The following is a 19,428-nucleotide window of genomic DNA, read 5'->3' as shown; positions in this document are numbered from 1 at the left end:
ATGGCTTTCGAAGTCAAGGATATCGACGACACCCAAGCTCCGCTGCTCGACCATCTGATCGAGCTGCGCGGCCGCCTCGTGCGCTGCGTGGCGGCGCTGGTGGTGGCGTTCGGCGCCTGTCTCTATTTCGCCGACCAGATCCTCGGCTTCCTGATCCAGCCGCTCAAGAAAGCCTTCCCCGAGGGCCAGGGCCAGCTGATCTTCACCAAGCTTTACGAGGTTTTCTTCGTCGAGCTGAAGGTCGCGCTCTTCGCAGGGTTCTGCATCGCCTTTCCCTATATCGCGAACCAGCTCTGGGCCTTCGTTGCGCCGGGGCTGTACGCGAAGGAGAAGAAGGCCTTCCTGCCCTTCCTCATCGCCACGCCCTTCCTGTTCCTCGCTGGGGCGAGCCTTGCCTATTACGTCGTGATGCCTACCGCCTTCGAGTGGTTCCTCGGCTTCGAGGGGACGGCAGGCGGGCTGGAAATCCAGGCGCTGCCGACGGCGAATGAATATCTGGGCCTGGTGATGCAGTTCATCCTCGCTTTCGGGATGAGCTTCCTGCTGCCGGTCCTGCTGCTTCTGCTCCACCGCGCCGGCATCGTGACGCGCGCGCAACTGGTCGGCGCGCGGCGCTATGTCATCGTGCTGGTGGTGGCGCTGGCGGCGATCATCACGCCGCCCGATCCGGGCTCGCAGTTGCTGCTGGCGGTGCCGCTGCTGCTGCTCTTCGAAGGCTCACTCGTGCTGATGCGCATTTTCGAGAAGCGCGAGGCCAAGGCAAAGCCTGAAGAAGAGGCGAGCGAGCCCGAAGCCGATCAGTCGGCTTCGTAGACCTTCCGCCCGCCGACCCAGGTTTCATGCACCGTGGTGGCGCGGATTTCTTCCGGCGTCGCCAGCAGGGGATCCGTGTCGACGAGGATGAAGTCGGCCCTCTCGCCGGGCAGAAGCCGTCCGAAGCGCCCCTCGGCAAATCCCGCATAGGCGGCATCGGCGGTGAAGCCTGCCAGCGCCTGTTCGCGCGTTACCCGCTCGGTCGGGCGCCAGCCGCCGAACGGCTCGCCAGCCGCGTTGCTGCGCGTGATCGCCACCGCCAGCCCGGCGAAGGGATCGGGCGATTCCACCGGCGTGTCCGACCCGAAGGCGAGGCGACCGCCGAGCTGGAGAATGCTGTTCCACGCATAGGCACCGCCCAGCCGGTCCTGCCCGAGGCGGGCTTCGGCCATGAACATGTCGCTCGTCTGGTGGACGGGCTGCATGCTGGCGATGATGCCGTGCTGGGCGAGCTTGGGCAGGTCCGCGGGATCGACGATCTGGACGTGTTCGATACGCCAGCGGCGATCGCCGCCGTAGCTTTCGGCGATCTCGGAGATGGCGTTCAGCGCCTCGGCGTTGGCGGCATCGCCGATGGCGTGGACGGCGGGCTGGAAATTGCCCTGCGCCGCGCGGACGAGAATATTGCGCAAGGCGGCCGGCGGGGTCAGCGGCAGGCCGGTGTTGCCCGGATCGTCGGCATAGGGCTGCTTGAGCCAGGCGCCGCGGCTGCCCAGCGCGCCGTCGAGATAGAGCTTCACCCCGTTCATCCGCAGCTTATCGTCATAGAGCCAGGGCGAAGGGGTTGCCCCGGCGATCAGGTTCATCTGGTCGGGTCCGGCGGCGTAGGACATGATCCGCAGGGTGAGCGAGCCGTTGTCGCCTGCGCGGCGGAAGGCCTGCCAGTCCTCGATCGTGGTGCCCATGTCGGCGATGGCCGTGATGCCGTAGCTGTGCAGCACCTTCTGCGCTTCGGCGAAGGCGAGGTCGCGCTCGTTCGGGCGCGGGGCGGGGACGGCGGCGTTCATCAGCTCTTCCGCCGCATCGACGAAGATGCCCGAAGGCGTCTTGCCGTCGGCCAGCTTCTCGATCCGGCCACCGGCAGGCGATTTGCTGGACGAGGTGATGTTGGCCGCGCGCATGGCGAGGCTGTTGGCCCAGCCCGCGTGGCCATCGACACGGGCGAGGTAGACCGGGCGATCGGCCACGGCGCTGTCGAGTTCGGCAGCGGTGGGGAAGCGCCCGAGGCCCCATTTTTCCTGGTTCCAGCCGCGACCGAGGATCCACGGGCGCGCCTCGTTCTCGGCGGCGAAGGCGCGGATCTTGTCCAGCGCCTCTTCCAGCGAATTGGTGTCGGACAGGTCGAGCGTCAGCGCGCCGAAGCCCACGCCCATGACATGGCCATGCGCATCGATCATGCCGGGCAGCATGACCCTGCCTTCGCCATCCTCGAGATAATCGGTGCGGGGGCGGTCCTGTCCGCGCTCGATCAGCTGGGTGATCTTGCCATCGTCGTCGATCACCAGCGCTTCGAAGCGCTTCACCGCGCCATTCTCGTCGAGCGTCACGCCCTTGACGTTTTCCACCAGCACGTCGGCATGCGCGGGCATGGCGATGGCGCTGGCCATGAGGGCGGCGAGAAGCTTGATTTTCATGTGAAAGGACCCCGGGAAATTCGTTTGGGTGCCAGCGATAAGGCATAGCTTGGCGCAGGCAAACCCTTATCGCGATTGCGCGCGCGCTTTCCGAACCCTAGGGGCAGGGGCATGACCAAGGCATCTCCCTTGCGTAGCGCTGAGCACGCGACCGACCAGCTGACACTCGACCTAGTGCGCGCCGCCGCCGAGCGGATCGACGGCGCGGTGGTGAAGACGCCGATGATGCGCTCTATCACGCTGTCGGAAATTACCGGCGCCGATATCTGGCTGAAGTTCGAGAACCACCAGTTTACCGCCGCCTACAAGGAACGCGGCGCGCTCAACGCGCTGCTCCAGTTGTCGGATGAACAGCGGGCGAAGGGCGTGATTGCTGCCTCGGCGGGCAACCATTCGCAGGGGCTGTCGTACCACGGCCGCCGCCTCGGTGTGCCGGTGACCATCGTCATGCCCTCGACCACGCCGAGCGTGAAGGTGATGCAGACCGAAAGCGTGGGCGGCAATGTCGTCCTGTTCGGCGAAACCTTCGACGAAGCCTATGCCCATGCGCGCGAACTGGAAGCGGAACGGGGGCTGACTTTCGTCCATCCCTTCGACGATCCGCAGGTCGCGGCGGGGCAGGGCACGGTGGCGCTCGAAATGCTCGAGCAGAAGCTCGACTTCGATTGCCTCGTCGTGCCCATCGGCGGCGGCGGGTTGATGAGCGGCATGGCGACCGTCGCCAAGGCGCTCAATCCCAACATCCACATGGTCGGCGTGCAGGCGAAGCTTTACCCCTCGATGTATTCGCACGTGACCGGCACCGAACTGCCCTGCGGCGGCGACACGCTGGCCGAAGGGATCGCGGTCAAGGAACCGGGCGCTTTCACGCGCCAGATCATCGCCCAACTGGTCGACGAAGTGCTGCTGGTAGACGAACCGGCGCTGGAACACGCGGTTTCGCTGCTGCTCCAAATCGAGAAGACGGTGGTCGAAGGGGCTGGCGCTGCAGGGCTTGCAGCCGTGCTGTCCAACCGCGAGAAATTCGCTGGCAAGACCGTGGGTCTCGTCCTGTGCGGCGGGAATATCGACACGCGCCTGCTCGCCAATGTGCTGGTGCGCGACCTTGCCCGCCAGGGCCGTCTCGCGCGGCTGCGCATCACGCTGCAGGATCGCCCGGGCGCGCTGTACAAGGTCATGCGCGAGTTCAACGCCCACAACGTCAACATCATCGAGATCTACCACCAGCGCATTTTCACGACGCTGCCCGCCAAGGGGCTGATTACCGAAATCGAGTGCGAGGCCCGCGACGGCGCGCAAATCGACCGGCTGGTGAAGGAGCTGGAAGGCAAGGGCTATACGGTCGAATTGGCCGAGCTTGCCTAAGGGTTCCTACCCGCCAAAACTTAACGGCTAAGTCCTTCGAAAGCGGGCGACTCATCGGGTCGCCCGCTTTTTCGTGGTTAATAGTCTTTTAAGTCGGACCCTCGTCATGCATAAAGGAGTTGTTAACGAATAGAACGTCGCATTCGAGAGGACCCGCAGGCCGTGACGGCACCCATCCGCTTTCCCAGGTTTTTCGTGACCAGCCCCGCGCCGTGTCCGTACCTGCCCGGGCGCAGCGAACGGAAGGTCTTCACCGAATTGCGCGGCGACAGCGCGGACGAGCTGAACGAAGCGCTGGGCCGCATCGGTTTCCGCCGCAGCCAGACCGTCGCCTATCGTCCGTCCTGCCTCGACTGCCAGGCCTGTGTCTCGGTCCGCGTCGTGGCGCAGGAATTCAAAGCCTCGTCCAGCCAGAAGCGCACGCTCAAGGCGAACGACGACCTGATCGCTTCCGAATGCCGCCCTTGGGCGACCGAAGAGCAGTACGATCTGCTTCGTCGCTATCTAGCGGCACGTCACCCCGGCGGGGGCATGGCGGAGATGGACGAAAGCGATTTTGCGGATATGGTGGAACACACACCGGTATCCAGCTATGTCATTGAATATCGGGAACCGGGAGTGGGTAACGAACCAGGGAAACTGGTCGGTGCCTGCCTCACGGACGTGCAGGGCGACGGGCTGTCGATGATCTACAGCTTCTACGACCCTGAGATTGAGGATCGGGCCGGGCTTGGGAACTACATCATTCTCGACCACATCAGGCGCGCCGCTGACAGCGGATTGCCCTATGTCTACCTCGGCTACTGGGTCGAAGGGTCGGACCGTATGCAATACAAGGTCCGCTACCGCCCGCTCGAACGTCTCACCCGCGGCGGCTGGGAGCGCATGCCCGAACCCGAGCAGAAGCGCCTCATCGCCCGTGCAACCGCACCGCGCGGCGAACGCGACGGCGAACCCATGCCCTCCAAGGACGGCAGCCAGCGCGAATACAAGCTCGCCGACTGATCGTTCTTTACTGACGCCGGCCCTGTGTGCCGCCGCGCTTGCGCTGGCGGCGACGCCGCTGGCCGCGCAGGATCCCGAAGCTCCGGCAAGTCTCGAAGAGCTGATTCCGGACAGCGCGGTCGAAAACCCCGATGAATGGGCGTCCAAAGGGGCGGACACATCCCAGCCGTCCGACGTCACCGCACCCGATCCGGAAACGCCCATCGCCGAACCGCCCGGCCTCGATCTCGCCTGGCCGGACGACATTGCGATCGAGGGCTTCGAACCGCTCGAGCCGGAAGAGGATATCGAGTTCGCCGATCTCGATCTCGGCCAGTCGCAGGTCGCTTTGGAGGAGGCGGAAACCGAACGCCTTGCCGACAATCTCGTACTCGGTTTTCCGCAGACCGAGCCGCCCTTTTCCGAGCGTGGCGATTTCGTCGAACGCTACGAAGCGCTTTCGACAATCGAGGAGCTGGAGGACGAGGACGCCAATGTCGCGCAGCTCGCCGCCCGTGCGCGCGAGGACGAGGAACTGCTCGGCAACCTGCTGCGCGTCTACGGCTATTACGACGGGCAGGTGCTGCGCTCTATCGGCAGCATCCAGGCTGGCGACGACGCAGCCGAAGCGCAGCCGACCGTTCGCTTCGACATCATTCCGGGCGATCGCTACAAGGTCGGCACGGTAAACCTCGGCAATCTTTCCGCGGCGCCCGATTACGAGGCCTTGCGCGAGACCTTCGGCATCTATCCCGGCGATTTCCTGCAAAGCGACACGATCCTGCAGGAGCAGTTCGACCTCGACCGCGCGCTGGGCGAGACCGGCTATCCCTTTGCCGCCATCGACGAGCCGCAGTTGCTGATCGACCATGAACGGGTCGAGGGCGATCTCACGCTCAACGTCGAACCCAACGGCAAATACGTCTTCGGCAAAGTGACGAGCAGCGACCCGCGCTTCCTGTCGGGCCGCCACCTGTCCACCATCGCGCGTTTCGAGCCGGGCGAGACCTACCAGCGCAGCCTTTCTATGGACTTGCGCCGCGCCGTCACCGCGACGGGGCTCGTCTCGTCGGTTTCGGTAACGCCTCGCGAGGTCACGCCGCCGCAGGGCGACCAGCCGGGGGTTGTGGCGATGGACGTCGATATCTCGCGCGCCAAGCTGCGCACGATTGCGGGCGCCATCGGCTATGGTTCGGAAGAAGGCTTCCGCCTGCAGGCAAGCTGGGAGCATCGCAATCTCTTCCCGCCCGAAGGCGCGCTGCGCCTGCGCGGGATCGTGGGGACGCAGGAGCAGCTGGCCGGCGTCACCTTCCGCAAGAACAATTTCGGCGGCCGTGACCGCGTTCTCACGGTGGACGCGTACGCCAACACCATCGACAGCCCAGCTTTCGATGCGCGCACCGTGGCGCTGGTGGGTATTTACGAGCGCAAGTCGACGCTGCTCTTCCAGAAGGAAATCAGCTGGTCGGGCGGTCTCGAACTGGTCGCCACGCAGGAACGCCCACCGGACATCGATGGGGTGAGCCAGCCGCGCCAGACCTATTTCGTCGCCGCGCTACCGGGCACGATCCTGCTCGACCAGACCGACGATCTGCTCGATCCGACGCGCGGGTTCCGTCTCGGCGCACGCCTTTCGCCAGAGGCTTCCACTACCAACAGCGTCGAAAGCTTCTACCTGCGCAGCCAGGTCGACGGCAGCTATTACCAGTCGCTCGGGGACAAGCTGGTGCTGGCCGGGCGCGCGACCTTCGGCAGCATCCCCGGCGCCGATCTGCTCGACATCGCGCCCTCGCGCCGCTTCTACGCGGGCGGCGGCGGATCGGTGCGCGGCTATGGCTATCGCAAGATCGGACCGAGCGACGAACTGGGCGAACCTACAGGCGGCCGCAGCCTCGTCGAACTGGCGGTAGAGGCGCGCATCCGTACCGGCTTTTTCGATGGCGCGGTCTCGGTCGTGCCCTTCGTCGATGCGGGTTCGGTCGGCCCCGGTCCGACGCCCAACTTCGAGGAAATCAAGATCGGCGCGGGCGTGGGTCTGCGCTATCACACCGGCTTCGGCCCCTTGCGCGTCGATGTCGGCGTCCCGCTGACGCCGGACGAGGATGACGCGCCGGTCGCGGTCTATGTCTCGCTGGGACAGGCCTTCTGATGGCCGAAACGGAAGAAACGGTGGAGGCGACCAAGCCGAAGCGCTGGCGCAAGCGCCGGATCGGCAAGTGGGCCGCGATCCTCATCGGCGCACCCATCCTGCTGCTCATCGCGGCGCTGGCGATCCTCAACACGCCGCTGGGCGAGCGTTTCCTCGCCAGCCAGATCGCCAAGCAGACCTTTCCCAACGGCCTCACCATCCGCATCGGGCGGATCGAGGGCGATCTTTACGGCGAGGCGGTCTTGCATGACGTGCGCCTGTCCGATCCCGAAGGCGTGTTCCTCACCATCCCGCGCGCCGAGATCGACTGGAACCCGCGCGCCTGGTTCGACAACCGGCTGGACATCGACAGCTTCACCGCGCGCCGTGCCACGCTCGCGCGCTTGCCCGAATTCCTGCCGAGCGAGGAGGACAATCCCATCCTCCCCGGCTTCGATATTTCCATCGACAGGCTCTCCATCGACAATCTGACGCTCGCGCCCGGCCTTGCCGGTGACACGGCGCAGCGCGTCGATCTCGACGCCGAAGTGCAAGTGGAGGACCGCCGCCTCTTCGTCGACGGCAACGCGCGGCTCGGCCAGCAGGACTGGCTGACGGTGCTGATCGATGCCGAGCCCGATGGCGACCGGTTCGACCTCGGCGCTATCGTGCGGGCGGAAGACGACGGCCCGCTCGCGCAGATGCTGGGCCTGCCGCGCGGGCTTACGGCGCGCGTCTGGGGCGATGGCAGCTGGTCGCAATGGACGGGCGGGCTGCTTGCGCGGTCCGGCGAAGAGCGCGTTGCCGCCCTGCGCATCACCAATCGCGATGGCACCTTCGGCCTCACCGGCAAGCTCGACCCGTCCGATTTCGTGACCGGCACGGTGGCCGATGCGCTGGGCGAGGACGTTTCGCTGCGCGCACGGCTCGCCATCGACAACCGCGCTTTCGAGGGCGACACCGTCCTGATCGGACGCGGGGTGCGTCTCGATGGCGACGGACTTGTCGACCTCGCCGAAAACCGTGTGTCCGATTACGAACTGGCCGCAAGCCTGCGCGATCCGGCGCTGTTCGGACCGGAACTGAGGCTCGAGAACGCCAGGCTGGACGCGACGCTGGACGGCGCCTTCGCCGATCTGGCCATCGTGCATGACCTTGCCATCGGCCGCCTGGAGCTAGGCACCACGAGCCTTTCCAACCTCTCGCAGCAGGGCACCGCACGTTTCGACGGCGGCCGCTGGACGGTGCCGCTGACCCTGAGCGTCGGACGGGTCGAGACAGGCAACGCGCTGGTCGATCCGCGCCTTGTCGACGGGACCGGGCGCGGCCGGCTCACCCTTTCAGGCAATCGCCTCGAAGGGGAGGACCTGCGCATCGCCTTCCGGGGGCTGGCCGCCAATCTCGCCTTGCGCGGCGATCTCGAAGCGGGGCGCTACCAGATACGCGGACCGGTCCGCGCCGACCGCATCGCGCTCGACAATGTCGGGACAGCGGGCGGCACCGCGCTGATCGATTTCGACCTCCTGCCCAGCGGCTGGCGTCTTGGCGCCACGCTGGATGGCCGCATCGCTCCGGTCAGCAACGATACGCTCGCCAACCTCGCCGGACCTGCCATTCGCGTGCGCGGCGGCATCGCTACGCGCAGCGGCGCCGGGATCGATTTTGATCGCCTGCGGGTCGATGCGGAAAAGCTCACCCTTGCGCTCGACGGCACCATCGACGGGTCGACCACGACGCTTGCCGGCCGCGGGGAGCACAGTGACTACGGTCCCTTCACCGTGGAGGGGCGCCTGGAAGACGGCGCACCGACGGCCGAATTGGTCTTCGCACGGCCCGTCACAGGGCTCGAAGATGTGCGGCTCGCGATTGCGCCTACGGACGAGGGCTTTGCTATCGACGCTGAAGGCTCTTCCGTCCTCGGCCCCTTCAATGGCGCGCTTGGCCTCTATTCGCCCGAGAATGGCCCCACGCGCATCTCCATCGAGCGGCTGGTCGTCTCCGAAACCGACGTATCGGGCGACCTGCTGCTGGTCGAAGGCGGCGCGCAAGGCACGCTTGCGCTAGGCGGCGGCGGTCTCGACGGCACGGTTGCGCTTGCGCCGCGCGGAGGCGGGCAGGGCGTCGATCTCGACCTCACCGCCCGCAACGCGCGGTTCGGCGGCGAGACGCAGCTCACCATTGCCCGCGCCGAGGTCGACGCAAGCGGCGTAGTGGGGGACGGCTCCTACAGCTTCAGCGGCACGGCCAACGCGCAGGGGCTGCAATACGGCACGCTCTTTATCGGGCGGATGGCGGCGCAGGGCGAGGTGGTCGACGGGGTCGGCAGCATCGATGCAGCGATCACGGGCCGCCGGGGCAACCGCTTTGCGCTCGACCTCAACGCCCGCTTCCGGCCCGACCGGATCGCGGTGGCCGCCGACGGGCAATTCGCCGGTCGCAGCATCTCCATGCCGCGCCGCGCGGTCCTCACCGCGCTCGACGGGGGAGGGTGGCGGCTTGCGCCGACCCAGCTCGACTATGGCGACGGCGGGGCAATCGCCTCGGGCGTCTTTGCACCCGACCAGACCGCGCTGGAACTGAAGCTTGCGGGCATGCCACTCTCGCTGGTCGATGTGGCCGTCAGCGATCTCGGCATGGGCGGCACGATTTCGGGGACGATCGACTTCCGCCAGCCCAAGGGTGGCCTTCCCACAGGCATTGCCAAGGTGAAGGTGGATGATCTCACCCGTTCGGGCCTGGTCCTGTCCTCCAAGCCGGTCGACCTCTCGCTGCTGGCGCGGCTGGAGGGGGACAGGCTGGAAGCGCGCGCCGTGCTGGCGAATGAGGACATAAGGCGCGGCCGGGTGCAGGCGCTCATCACCGGCCTGCCGCAATCGGGCGATCTCACCCAGCGGCTGCGCGCCGGCAACCTCAACGCGCAGTTGCGCTATGAAGGCGCGGCAGAAAGCCTCTGGCGACTTGCCGCGATCGACGCGTTCGACCTCACCGGGCCGGTTGCCATTGCGGCCAACGCGAGCGGCACGCTGGCCAATCCGACCGTGCGGGGACGTGTGTCGAGCGACGATCTGCGCGTGCGCAGTTCGCTTTCAGGCACCGACATCCAGGACGTGACCGTGCGCGGGACCTTCGCAGGGTCGCGCCTCAACCTTACGCGCTTTTCCGGCAGCACTGGCAACGGCGGCACGGTCAGCGGCAGCGGCATCGTCGATCTCGAAGGGCTGGGCGAGCGGGTCGAGGGCCGCTTCACCGAGATTCGCGGGCCGACGCTTGACCTGCGCGCCTCGGCCACCAACGCGCGGCTGCTGCGCGCCAACGGTCTCGACGCCACCATCAGCGGACCGCTGCGGATCGTCTCCAACGGGCTCGGCGGCACCATTGCCGGGCGCGTTCGGATCAACCGGGCGAGCTGGAAACTCGGCACGGCAGCCGAGGACATGCGCCTGCCGCGGATCTCGACGCGCGAAATCAACGCGCCTGCCGACCGCGCGCCGCGAGTGACCGGAAGCCGTCCCTGGCGCTATCTCATCGACGCACGCGGCAGCAGCCGCATCGATGTCGACGGCATGGGTCTCGACAGCGAATGGGGCGCGGACATCATCCTTCGCGGGACGACCGACGATCCGCGCATCGGCGGCAGCGCAACGGTGGTCCGCGGCGATTACACCTTCGCCGGCACGCGCTTCGAACTGACGCGGGGCGAGATCGATTTCGACGAGAACGTGCCGATCGACCCCACGCTCGACATCCGCGCCGAGACCGAGGCCGACGGGGTGGAGGTGATCGTCACGGTGACCGGCACGGTGACCCAGACCGAAATAGCATTCAGCTCCGATCCGGCGCTGCCCGAAGAGGAAATTCTCGCGCGGCTGCTGTTCGGGGGCTCGATTACAGAGCTTTCGGCGACCGACGCCCTGCAGTTGGGCGCGGCGGTCGCGAGTCTTCGTGGTGGGGGCGGTCTCGATCCGATCAACCAGCTGCGTTCGGCCATCGGTCTCGACCGACTGCGCATCGTGTCGGCGGACCCGGCGCTGAATCGTCAGACGGGCGTGGCGCTGGGCAAGAATATCGGCCGCCGGTTCTATGTCGAAATCATCACCGACGGCCGTGGATACAGCGCGACCGAGGTCGAGTTCCGCGTCACGAGCTGGCTATCGCTGCTCGCAAGCGTCTCGACCATCGGCCGCGAAAGTGTCGTCGCGGAAATTTCCCGCGACTACTGATAGGGTCAGGCCCCTGCGGTCTCTTCGGGAACGAGGACCGTATCGAGCGGGATGATCACGCCGTTGTTGGCGGCCGTCGCGCTGCCGACGAAGCTGGCCTTGGCGCCGCTGTCGTTGGCAACCATGATCGTATCGCCTTCCTGCGTGAAGGTGACCGACCCGCCGCCGAGCGTGGTCATCGAGACCTCGCCGCCCTGGCTTTCGAGCGCGGCCTGGATGTTCTCCGGCGTCAGGTGACCGGGCAGGATGTGTTCGCGCAACACTCCGACCAGCAGCGGGCGCTGCTCTTCGGCCATCAGCGTCGAGCCGGTACCGCCGAGCGCTTCGAAAGCGGAATCGTTCGGCGCCAGCAGCGTGTAACTTGCCGGGCCATCGAACACGGAACCCAGCTCGGCCGACGAGATCGCGCCGTTGAGGCTGGCCATGTCGGGCAGGTCGCCCAAGGACGCGGCCAGCGTGCGGGTGGACGTGTCCTGCGTGGCCGTTTCGGCTTCGGCGGTGTCGGCATCGCTCGAGCAGGCCGGGAGCAGGGCGAGGCCTGCGATTGCTCCGGCCAGCACGAAGGGTTTGGAAAAGCTCTTCATCATGTATCTCCGGATCAGATCAGCAGGTCGATGGCGGCTGCCACGAGACGCGTTTCAGGGTCGACCTGATAGACGTAGCCGTCCGAGTAGCGGTACATGTAGTCGGGCGTGTCGTAATAGCGGTCGCGATAGGCGTAGGGGACGTTGTAGACGTCGTAGCCACGCGGCATCGGCTGACCGATGGTGAATTCGTCGCCCGTAATCAGCGCGGCGATCGAGGTGATGGCTGCGTCTTCCGGATCAACGCGATAAATCACGTTATCGGCATAGCGATAGCGGTCCGGTCCGCCGAGGTTGTAATAGTCGACGTAGTAGTCGGGCACGTTGTAACTCTGGTAGCCGCTCGGCCAGACATTGCCGATGCCGAGCGCACCGCCCAGCAGCGGGAGCCAGCTCGAAATACCACGGTCGCCATAGCGCACGAGGTATCCGTCACGGTAGTAATAGTCGCCGCGACGATCGTAGTTGGAAAGGCCGAACAGGCTCGGACGGTAATTGCTGCCGAACAGGCTGCGTTCGTAGCGGTCCTTGACCTGGCCCGGAGGGTTGCAGCCGTTGCGCTTCTTGGCGAGGCCCGGGGGGCACCCGTCGATCAGGCCGCGCGAACGGTCCTGCGCAAGCCAGCGAAGGTCCCGCTCTCCGCGAAGGACGCGGCGGTCGTCATAGCGTCGGTCGTCACGGTCATAACGTCGGTCGTCATAGCGCACGCGGTCGTTGCCGCGGCGATCGTCACGATCGCTATAGCGGACGCGGTCGTTGCCCTGTCCGTTGTTGCCATTGCCACGGTTGCCCTGATTGGCCTGCTGCGGGCGACGGTCCGGGCCGCGATCGGCCTTCCCATTACCTTGGCCCTGACCGCGCTGGGCTTGTGCCTGGCGCTGCGGACCGCGGTTGGCCTTCTGGCCACCACCATTGCCCTTGTTCTGGGCGGCGGCGGGCTTGTTGCCCCCGCCATTGCCCTTTCCATTGCCGTTACCCTGAGCAACGGCACCGCTGGCGGCCAGTGCGAGGGCCGCTGCTCCTGCCATTAACATACGCATAGTCTTGAACTCCTTTGACTGTGCCAACGGAGTAGATCGCGAGTCGGTTCCGGTTCATGAGACGGCAAGGTTCGCCCTAGGGGAGGGCTGAGCGATAGAGCTTTGCCTCCTCGCGGCGCCGGCGGACGAGGCCCTTGAGCACCCGTCCTCCGGCGTAGCGCCAGCGTGCGAATTCGTTCGCCGCACCTTCGTAGTGTCCTTCGCGGTGCAGCCGCGTCAGCGTCGCACGATGGATCGCGCCGGTGTTGTAGTGGAAGCTGACGAGCGCATCGAATTGGGCCTGACTGGTGGGACAGTCGCCCAGCGCGTCATGCACCTCGCGGGCGTGGGCTGCGACATCGGTCTCCAGCCGCGCGTCGCATTGCGCCTTGGTCCAGACCGTGCCTGGCGTGATATCGGCGCCGGTCGCGCCCCAGCCGATGGTCCAGGGTGCACCGCCGGTGCCCGGATCGGGATAGGCTTCGTAGAGCCCGTCGGGGCGCTGGAACGCGCATCCCTCGAATTGCATGATGAGTTGGAGCCCGGCGGGCGAGACCCCACAGGATGGAGCGGATGGAGCACGGTCCTGCGCAAGATTTTCGCCGGAACGGTCGAGCGCTGCGTCGAGCGCTTCGACCTCGCGCTGGCTGAAGCCGCGTCCGAGCAGGCGGCGGACGGCGTCGAAAATCGGTTTGCGATGCATGGGGGGGAGGCCTTTCGCTTCGAGAGAGGCCGCCGGACCATGCAAAATTAAGGTGAGTAGGAAATTGTTTTCTAGCCGTCGGCTCCGGGCGATTGTTCGGCCTCTTCCGCCGCACCGGCGGGTTTCCCGTTCGGATAGAGCGTCGCATAGACTTCATCCAGCGTCAGCCGGCCATAGCGCATGGCGGGCGCCTCGTGCGGATTTTCGACCTTGCCGAGGCGCATGTTGGCGACGTCGAAATCTTCCGCCGCCGGGCTCCAGGGCTCCTTGCTACGGCCAAGACCGCCCGCGTCGTCTTCCGCCTCCAGCTCGGCGCAGTGTTCCTTCACCAGCAGCGAGACATCGAACTCGTCGAGGAATTCGAGGCCGAATTGCCGGTCTGATGCCCAGCGGACGCGCGCGGCCACGTCACCGGCGTTGGCGAGCGACAGGGTGACCTCCTCACCCACAGCGATGTCGGCCGGATCGGCGAGCGCGATCATGGCGCCGGTGCGCGAAATATTGCGCAGGCGCGCAGTGGCCTCGCGTGCATCCCAGCGCAGCTTCGCGACGAAAACGAGATTGTGCCGGGCGGAGATATCGCGGCGTTCGGAACCGACCGCCATTTTCGATGCCGCACCCGATTCCTCCAGCTCGCGGCGGATCGTCTTGACGACGTATTCCTGCACGCCCGCTTCGGCGATGATGACGGTTTCGGCGATGAATTCCAGCCCGATGCGGCCGGCGCGCAGCCATCGCACGGCGGTGGTGATCGGCGCGCATTCCTCGATCGAGAGATAGACTTCCTCACCGATATCGACCGCAAGATCGCCTTCGATCATCACGCCGTTGGAGGAGAGATTGAGCAGCGAGACCTCGTGGATATTGCCGCCGATATCCGCGCGCGCGGTCTTGCCGCGAAGGACATGGCGGTCCTCATTGCGCTGGTGCACTGCGCGCGGCCCGTTGCGCGGGATGGCGACCGCTCCGAGGCCCGACGCTTTGGGGTCCTGCTTGCGCTTTTTCTTCTGGATGATGACATCGGCGCGCGTCTGCGCGTCATCCTCGGATATATCCTTGCGCCAGAAATTCATGCCGGTCCCGTTCGATTATATCGCTTTGCGGCGGACCATAGCGTGTCGACCCTAAGAAATTGTGTAGGGCCTATCCGTCCGTGACCGGCAAAGGCAAAGGGCGCCCGGCCCAAACCGGACGCCCTCGATCATGCAACAACAGCGTCGCGGTTACGCGCTGTAATACATGTCGAATTCCGCCGGGCAGGGCGTGGTTTCGACGCGCAGGACCTCTTCCCACTTCAGTTCGGCGTAGGCGTCAATCTGGTCCTTGGTGAAGACGTCGCCCTTCAAGAGGAACTCGTGGTCGGCTTCCAGCGCTTCGAGCGCTTCGCGCAAGCTGCCGCAGACGGTCGGAACGTCGGCGAGCTCTGCCGGCGGCAGGTCGTAGAGGTTCTTGTCCATGGCTTCGCCCGGGTGGATCTTGTTCTGGATACCGTCGAGTCCGGCCATCAGCAGCGCGGCATAGGCGAGGTAAGGGTTCGCCATCGCGTCGGGGAAGCGGAATTCCACGCGCTTCGCCTTGTCACCCGCGCCATAGGGAATGCGGCAGGCAGCCGAGCGGTTGCGCGCCGAATAGGCGAGCAGGACCGGCGCTTCGAAGCCCGGCACCAGGCGCTTGTAGCTGTTGGTGGTCGGGTTGGTGAAGGCGTTGAGGGCCTTGGCGTGTTTGATGACACCGCCGATGTAGTAGAGGCAGTTTTCGCTGAGGCCGCCATACTGGTTGCCGGCGAAGGTCGGCTTGCCGTCGTCCCAGATCGACATGTGGGTGTGCATGCCCGAACCGTTATCGTCCTTGATCGGCTTGGGCATGAAGGTCGCGGTCTTGCCGTAGATATGGGCGACCTGCTGGACCACATACTTGTAGATCTGCAGGTTGTCGGCGGTTTCGACCAGCGTGCTGAAGGTGACGCCCAGCTCATGCTGCGCGGCGGCCACTTCGTGGTGATGCTTGTCGCAGGGCAGGCCCATTTCGATCATGGTCGAGACCATTTCGCCGCGGATGTCGACAGCGCTGTCGACCGGGGCCACGGGGAAGTAACCGCCCTTGGCGCGCGGGCGGTGGGCAAGGTTGCCACTCTCGTATTCCTTGCCGGTGTTGGTCGGCAATTCGATGTCGTCGATGGCGTAGCCCGAACCGGCATAGCCGTCTTCGAAGCGGACATCGTCGAACATGAAGAACTCGGCTTCCATGCCGACATAGATCGTGTCGCCAAGGCCGGTGCTCTTCACGAAGCTTTCGGCGCGCTTGGCGGTCGAACGCGGGTCGCGGGCGTAGAGTTCGCCGGTCGAGGGCTCCACGATGTCGCAGAAGAGGATCAGCATCGGTTCGGCGCTGAACGGGTCGACATAGACGCGATCGAGGTCCGGGCGCAGGATCATGTCGCTTTCGTTGATGACCTTCCAGCCGGCGATGGACGAGCCGTCGAACATCAGGCCGTCTTCGAGCTGGTCTTCATCGAGAGCGCCGGCGACCATGGTCAGGTGCTGCCACTTGCCCTTGGGGTCGGTGAACCGGAGGTCGACCCACTCGATCTCCTCGTCCTTGATGCGCTTCAGGACGTCGCTTGCACTTGCCATGGTAGTTAGCCTCCGTTGGGGTAATTCGTATTGCACCCGCACAGCCTGCGGGCAGGATAGGTCAGATCGCGTCTTCGTCCCTTTCGCCCGTGCGGATGCGCAGGGCGCTTTCGACCGGGCTGACGAAGATCTTGCCATCGCCGATGCGGCCGGTCTGGGCGGCGGCGGCAATTGCCTCGACGGTGCGTTCGGCGATGTCGCTGGGCACGATGACTTCCAGCTTCACCTTGGGCAGGAAGTCGACCACGTATTCGGCGCCGCGGTAGAGTTCGGTGTGCCCCTTCTGGCGGCCGAAGCCCTTGGCTTCGGTGACGGTGATGCCGGACACGCCGATTTCGTGCAGCGCCTCCTTCACCTCGTCGAGCTTGAAGGGTTTGATGATCGCTTCGATCTTTTTCACGTGTCCACCGGTCCCGTCTGGCGCCGTGCGAGGAAAAGCCGCACACAGGCCTAATGTTGGTATGCGCGCGACGTTCCAAGAAGCGTGCCAAACGCTTGAATGGCGCAATTGCGTGGGTCGGTGACGGGATACGTGGCGGCGTTGCCCAAAGGGTGGACGCGTGCTGCCTAGATTTTAGGCAGAGGGGAGATGGAGGCCAGCGGTTTCGGGCAGGCCACAAAGCAGGTTGAGGTTCTGCACCGCAGCCCCGCTTGCGCCCTTGCCGAGGTTGTCGAGCATGGCGATAAGCCGCGCCTGGGTGCCGTCCTCGGACCCGAAGACGAAGAGCTGCAAATCGTCGCGCGGATTGGCGTCGGGCTGCAGCAGCAGTTCGGACGGCAGGTCGAAATCGGGGTGGACCGAGACGACTTGCGAACCATCGTAAAACGCTTCCAGCGCCTCCAGCAACGCGGCGGCCTCACCGGCGCCCTCGATGGCCGAAAGCTGCAGCGGTATCTCGACCACCATGCCGCGAAAGGCATCGACTACGGCGGGCGAGAAGACGGGTGCGTGGGCGAGGCCTGCGTGCGTTTGCATCTCGCCCAGATGCTTGTGCCCCATGGCGAGACCATAGCCGCGAAACGCCGGCGCCTTGCCGGTCTCGAACCGCTCGATCAGCGCCTTGCCGCCGCCCGAATAGCCGCTGACCGCGTGAACGGTGTAGGGCCAGGCGGCGGGCAGGAGGTCCGCTTTCACCAGCGGGGCGAGCAGGCCGAGGAAACCGGTAGGATAGCAGCCCGGATTGCTGATGCGGCGGGCATCCGCGACGCGCTCGCCGCCGATGAGTTCGGGAAAGCCGTAGCACCAGCCATCGGCGGTGCGATGGGCGCTGGAGGCGTCGATCACGCGGGTGCCGCTGGCCGGATCGATCAACGCGACGGCTTCGCGCGCCGCCTCGTCGGGCAGGCAGAGGATGGCGACATCGGCATCGTTCAGCGCCTCGCGCCGCGCGGCGGCGTCCTTACGCTGCGTATCGTCCAGCGTGACCAGGGTGAATTCGCTCCGCCCTGCAAGCCGCTCGGCGATCTCGAGGCCGGTCGTGCCCGCCGCCCCGTCGATGAAGATCTTATGCGTCAAGGTCGGGCGCGAGCGCGCTCTTGTGCGCATAGCCGCTGGGGCCTTGCGGACCGACGGTCAGCCAGACCCAATCGCCTTCGCAATCGAGCAGCTCGACGTCCGATCTGGCGGGCAGCGTCGCGCCGTCTTCCGCATCGTCGCGCGAGGTGAGCTTGAGCGTCACATCGGCATCGCCGATCTTGCGGGCGTGCGGGATGACGTAGTGCGCCGCCAGATATCCATCGGCCAGCGCCACGTGCGCAAGGTCGCCGCGCAGGGGAAGTGTTCCCGGAGCAGGCTTCTGCACCGGTCCCTTCAGTCCCACGATCCCTTCAGGCAATGTGTAATCGGCGGCTGCGCTCACGTAATTCTTTCCCTCTTGCGGTGCGGGAGCGCTTAACCCCGTCCCTTGTGCTGGGCAAGTCGGACGCACGAACTATGCCGCTTTGAAACGGTTCTGGAGCATGTGCCAGGCAGCGCGCAGGCCGTAGGCATCGCCGCCCTTGGGGCGTCCGGGCTTGGCCGCGGGGCGCCATGCGAAGGTGTCGAAATGCGCCCAGTCGATGCCGTCGCCGACGAATTTGTCGAGGAAGAGGCCGGCCACGCTGGCCCCGGCGAAGGCGTTGCCATGCGCGTTGTTGGTGTCGGCAATATCGGAGTGCAGCCATTCGGCATAGGCTTCGGGCAAGGGCAGGCGCCACGGCTGGTCGTCATGCGCCTTACCCGCTTCGATCAGCGCATCGGCGGTCGCATCCTTGCGCGCCATCAGGGCGGGGAAGTCGGGGCCGAGCGCCACGCGCGCCGCGCCGGTCAGTGTGGCGAAATCGAGGATCAGCTCCGGGTTCTCTTCCGAAGCGCGGGTCAGCGCATCGCCGAGGATCAGGCGGCCTTCGGCGTCGGTGTTGCCGATCTCTACCGTCAGGCCCTTGCGCGATTTCAGCACGTCGCCGGGGCGGAAGCTGTCGCCCGAAATGGCGTTCTCGACCGCGGGGACGAGGAGGTGCAGCCGCACGGGCAGCTTCGCGCCCATGATCAGGCCGGCCAGCGCGATCGCGTGCGCTGCGCCGCCCATGTCCTTCTTCATCAGCAGCATTCCGGAGGAGCTCTTCACGTCGAGGCCGCCGCTGTCGAAGCACACGCCCTTGCCGACGACGGCGATGACGGGATCGCTCTCCTTGCCCCAGGTGAGATGCATGATGCGCGGGGCGTGATGGCGCGTCGCGGCGCGACCGACGGCGTGAACCATGGGATAACCCTGTTCGAGCTGGTCGCCGCGCGTCACAGAAAGCGTGCCGCCATGCTCCTTGGCGAGGCGTTCGCACTGCTCTTCAAGCGCGGCCGGACCCATATCCTCGGCCGGCGTGTTGACGAGATCACGCACGAGGCAGACCGCGCGCGCTTCGTTCAGCGCTGCGTCGATCTTCCTCGCTTCCTTGGTGAGAAGGATGCGCGGGCCGGTCGGCTTGTCGGGTTTCTTGTATCGGGTGAAGCTGTATTGCGCGGTCTGCCATCCGTGCAGGGCAGGGCCGGGTTCGCCCTCGGCGCGGCGAAAGGTCCCTGCGGGCAGCGCCTCGGCCAGTTTCGCCATGCACCAGCTGGAAAGATCGTCCGGATCGGCCACGCCGCCCACGGCAAACCAGCCGTCGCCATCGGGCACGATGCCGACCTGGTAGCCGCTGCCGTCGAACTTCTGCGCCTCGAGCGCGGCGCGCTGGCCGGAGGAAAGCGACTTGGCCCAGCTGCCAAACCCGTCCTTGTTGACGAGATGGATGGGGATAGCGTCCTGTCCGCGGTCCGCTTGAACTAGGTCGGTCTTGTCGGCCATGGTATTCCCCTCGGATTAATCTGCT

Annotated in this window: 15 protein-coding genes; 5 read left to right on the top strand and 10 right to left on the bottom strand. The window is 65.9% G+C overall.

What is annotated here, in order from left to right:
• Nucleotides 1-813 (top strand): twin-arginine translocase subunit TatC, encoded by an 813-nt coding sequence (gene tatC / locus K3148_RS01805; protein ID WP_221425641.1) that lies wholly within the window; start codon nt 1-3, stop codon nt 811-813.
• On the opposite strand, the gene K3148_RS01800 is transcribed toward tatC, so the two are convergent.
• Complete coding sequence (locus K3148_RS01800) at nt 798-2,447, bottom strand: amidohydrolase (RefSeq protein ID WP_221425640.1); 1,650 nt, start codon at nt 2,445-2,447, stop codon at nt 798-800. The genes tatC and K3148_RS01800 overlap by 16 nt on opposite strands.
• A gap of 111 nt (nt 2,448-2,558) precedes the next feature.
• Between K3148_RS01800 and K3148_RS01795 the strand changes: the two genes are divergently transcribed.
• The 4 genes from K3148_RS01795 to K3148_RS01780 all read left to right on the top strand — a co-directional run bounded on the left by K3148_RS01795 (nt 2,559) and on the right by K3148_RS01780 (nt 11,144).
• A complete protein-coding gene (locus tag K3148_RS01795; RefSeq protein WP_221425639.1) occupies nt 2,559-3,812 on the top strand; it encodes a threonine ammonia-lyase in 1,254 nt (417 codons plus the stop codon).
• A gap of 162 nt (nt 3,813-3,974) precedes the next feature.
• Nucleotides 3,975-4,817 carry an arginyltransferase gene (locus tag K3148_RS01790; RefSeq protein WP_221425638.1) on the top strand — a complete coding sequence of 281 codons (843 nt, stop codon included), beginning with the start codon at nt 3,975-3,977 and terminating at the stop codon, nt 4,815-4,817.
• On the top strand, nt 4,732-6,945 hold the full coding sequence (locus tag K3148_RS01785; RefSeq protein WP_247711612.1) for an autotransporter assembly complex protein TamA: 2,214 nt from the start codon (nt 4,732-4,734) through the stop codon (nt 6,943-6,945). The genes K3148_RS01790 and K3148_RS01785 overlap by 86 nt, the downstream gene beginning before the upstream one ends.
• A complete protein-coding gene (locus tag K3148_RS01780; protein ID WP_221425637.1) occupies nt 6,945-11,144 on the top strand; it encodes a translocation/assembly module TamB domain-containing protein in 4,200 nt (1,399 codons plus the stop codon). Before K3148_RS01785 ends, K3148_RS01780 begins: the two co-directional genes overlap by 1 nt.
• A 5-nt stretch (nt 11,145-11,149) precedes the next feature.
• On the opposite strand, the gene K3148_RS01775 is transcribed toward K3148_RS01780, so the two are convergent.
• The 9 genes from K3148_RS01775 to K3148_RS01735 all read right to left on the bottom strand — a co-directional run bounded on the left by K3148_RS01775 (nt 11,150) and on the right by K3148_RS01735 (nt 19,403).
• Nucleotides 11,150-11,731, bottom strand: a complete 582-nt coding sequence (locus tag K3148_RS01775) for a fasciclin domain-containing protein (protein ID WP_221425636.1) — start codon at nt 11,729-11,731, stop codon at nt 11,150-11,152.
• Between the two features lie 11 nt (nt 11,732-11,742).
• Nucleotides 11,743-12,768 (bottom strand): hypothetical protein, encoded by a 1,026-nt coding sequence (locus tag K3148_RS01770; protein WP_221425635.1) that lies wholly within the window; start codon nt 12,766-12,768, stop codon nt 11,743-11,745.
• 76 nt (nt 12,769-12,844) lie between these two features.
• Nucleotides 12,845-13,450: a lysozyme gene (locus K3148_RS01765; RefSeq protein ID WP_221425634.1), complete on the bottom strand. Its 606-nt coding sequence runs from the start codon at nt 13,448-13,450 to the stop codon at nt 12,845-12,847.
• Between the two features lie 71 nt (nt 13,451-13,521).
• Nucleotides 13,522-14,523 (bottom strand): PilZ domain-containing protein, encoded by a 1,002-nt coding sequence (locus K3148_RS01760; protein WP_221425633.1) that lies wholly within the window; start codon nt 14,521-14,523, stop codon nt 13,522-13,524.
• Between the two features lie 150 nt (nt 14,524-14,673).
• Nucleotides 14,674-16,083: a type I glutamate--ammonia ligase gene (gene glnA / locus K3148_RS01755; RefSeq protein WP_221425632.1), complete on the bottom strand. Its 1,410-nt coding sequence runs from the start codon at nt 16,081-16,083 to the stop codon at nt 14,674-14,676.
• 61 nt (nt 16,084-16,144) lie between these two features.
• Nucleotides 16,145-16,483, bottom strand: a complete 339-nt coding sequence (locus tag K3148_RS01750) for a P-II family nitrogen regulator (protein ID WP_221425631.1) — start codon at nt 16,481-16,483, stop codon at nt 16,145-16,147.
• A 174-nt stretch (nt 16,484-16,657) separates the two neighbouring features.
• On the bottom strand, nt 16,658-17,599 hold the full coding sequence (argC, locus tag K3148_RS01745) for an N-acetyl-gamma-glutamyl-phosphate reductase (RefSeq protein ID WP_221425630.1): 942 nt from the start codon (nt 17,597-17,599) through the stop codon (nt 16,658-16,660).
• Nucleotides 17,589-17,942 carry an SH3 domain-containing protein gene (locus K3148_RS01740; protein ID WP_221425629.1) on the bottom strand — a complete coding sequence of 118 codons (354 nt, stop codon included), beginning with the start codon at nt 17,940-17,942 and terminating at the stop codon, nt 17,589-17,591. The genes argC and K3148_RS01740 overlap by 11 nt, the downstream gene beginning before the upstream one ends.
• Before the next feature lie 72 nt (nt 17,943-18,014).
• Nucleotides 18,015-19,403, bottom strand: a complete 1,389-nt coding sequence (locus K3148_RS01735; protein ID WP_221425628.1) for a leucyl aminopeptidase family protein — start codon at nt 19,401-19,403, stop codon at nt 18,015-18,017.
• Between the last annotated feature and the right edge of the window lie 25 nt (nt 19,404-19,428).

Origin of the sequence: Qipengyuania aurantiaca, assembly GCF_019711375.1 — a bacterium.
In the GTDB taxonomy this organism is placed as follows: domain Bacteria; phylum Pseudomonadota; class Alphaproteobacteria; order Sphingomonadales; family Sphingomonadaceae; genus Qipengyuania; species Qipengyuania aurantiaca.
This window is presented reverse-complemented; position numbering and strand designations above follow the sequence as displayed.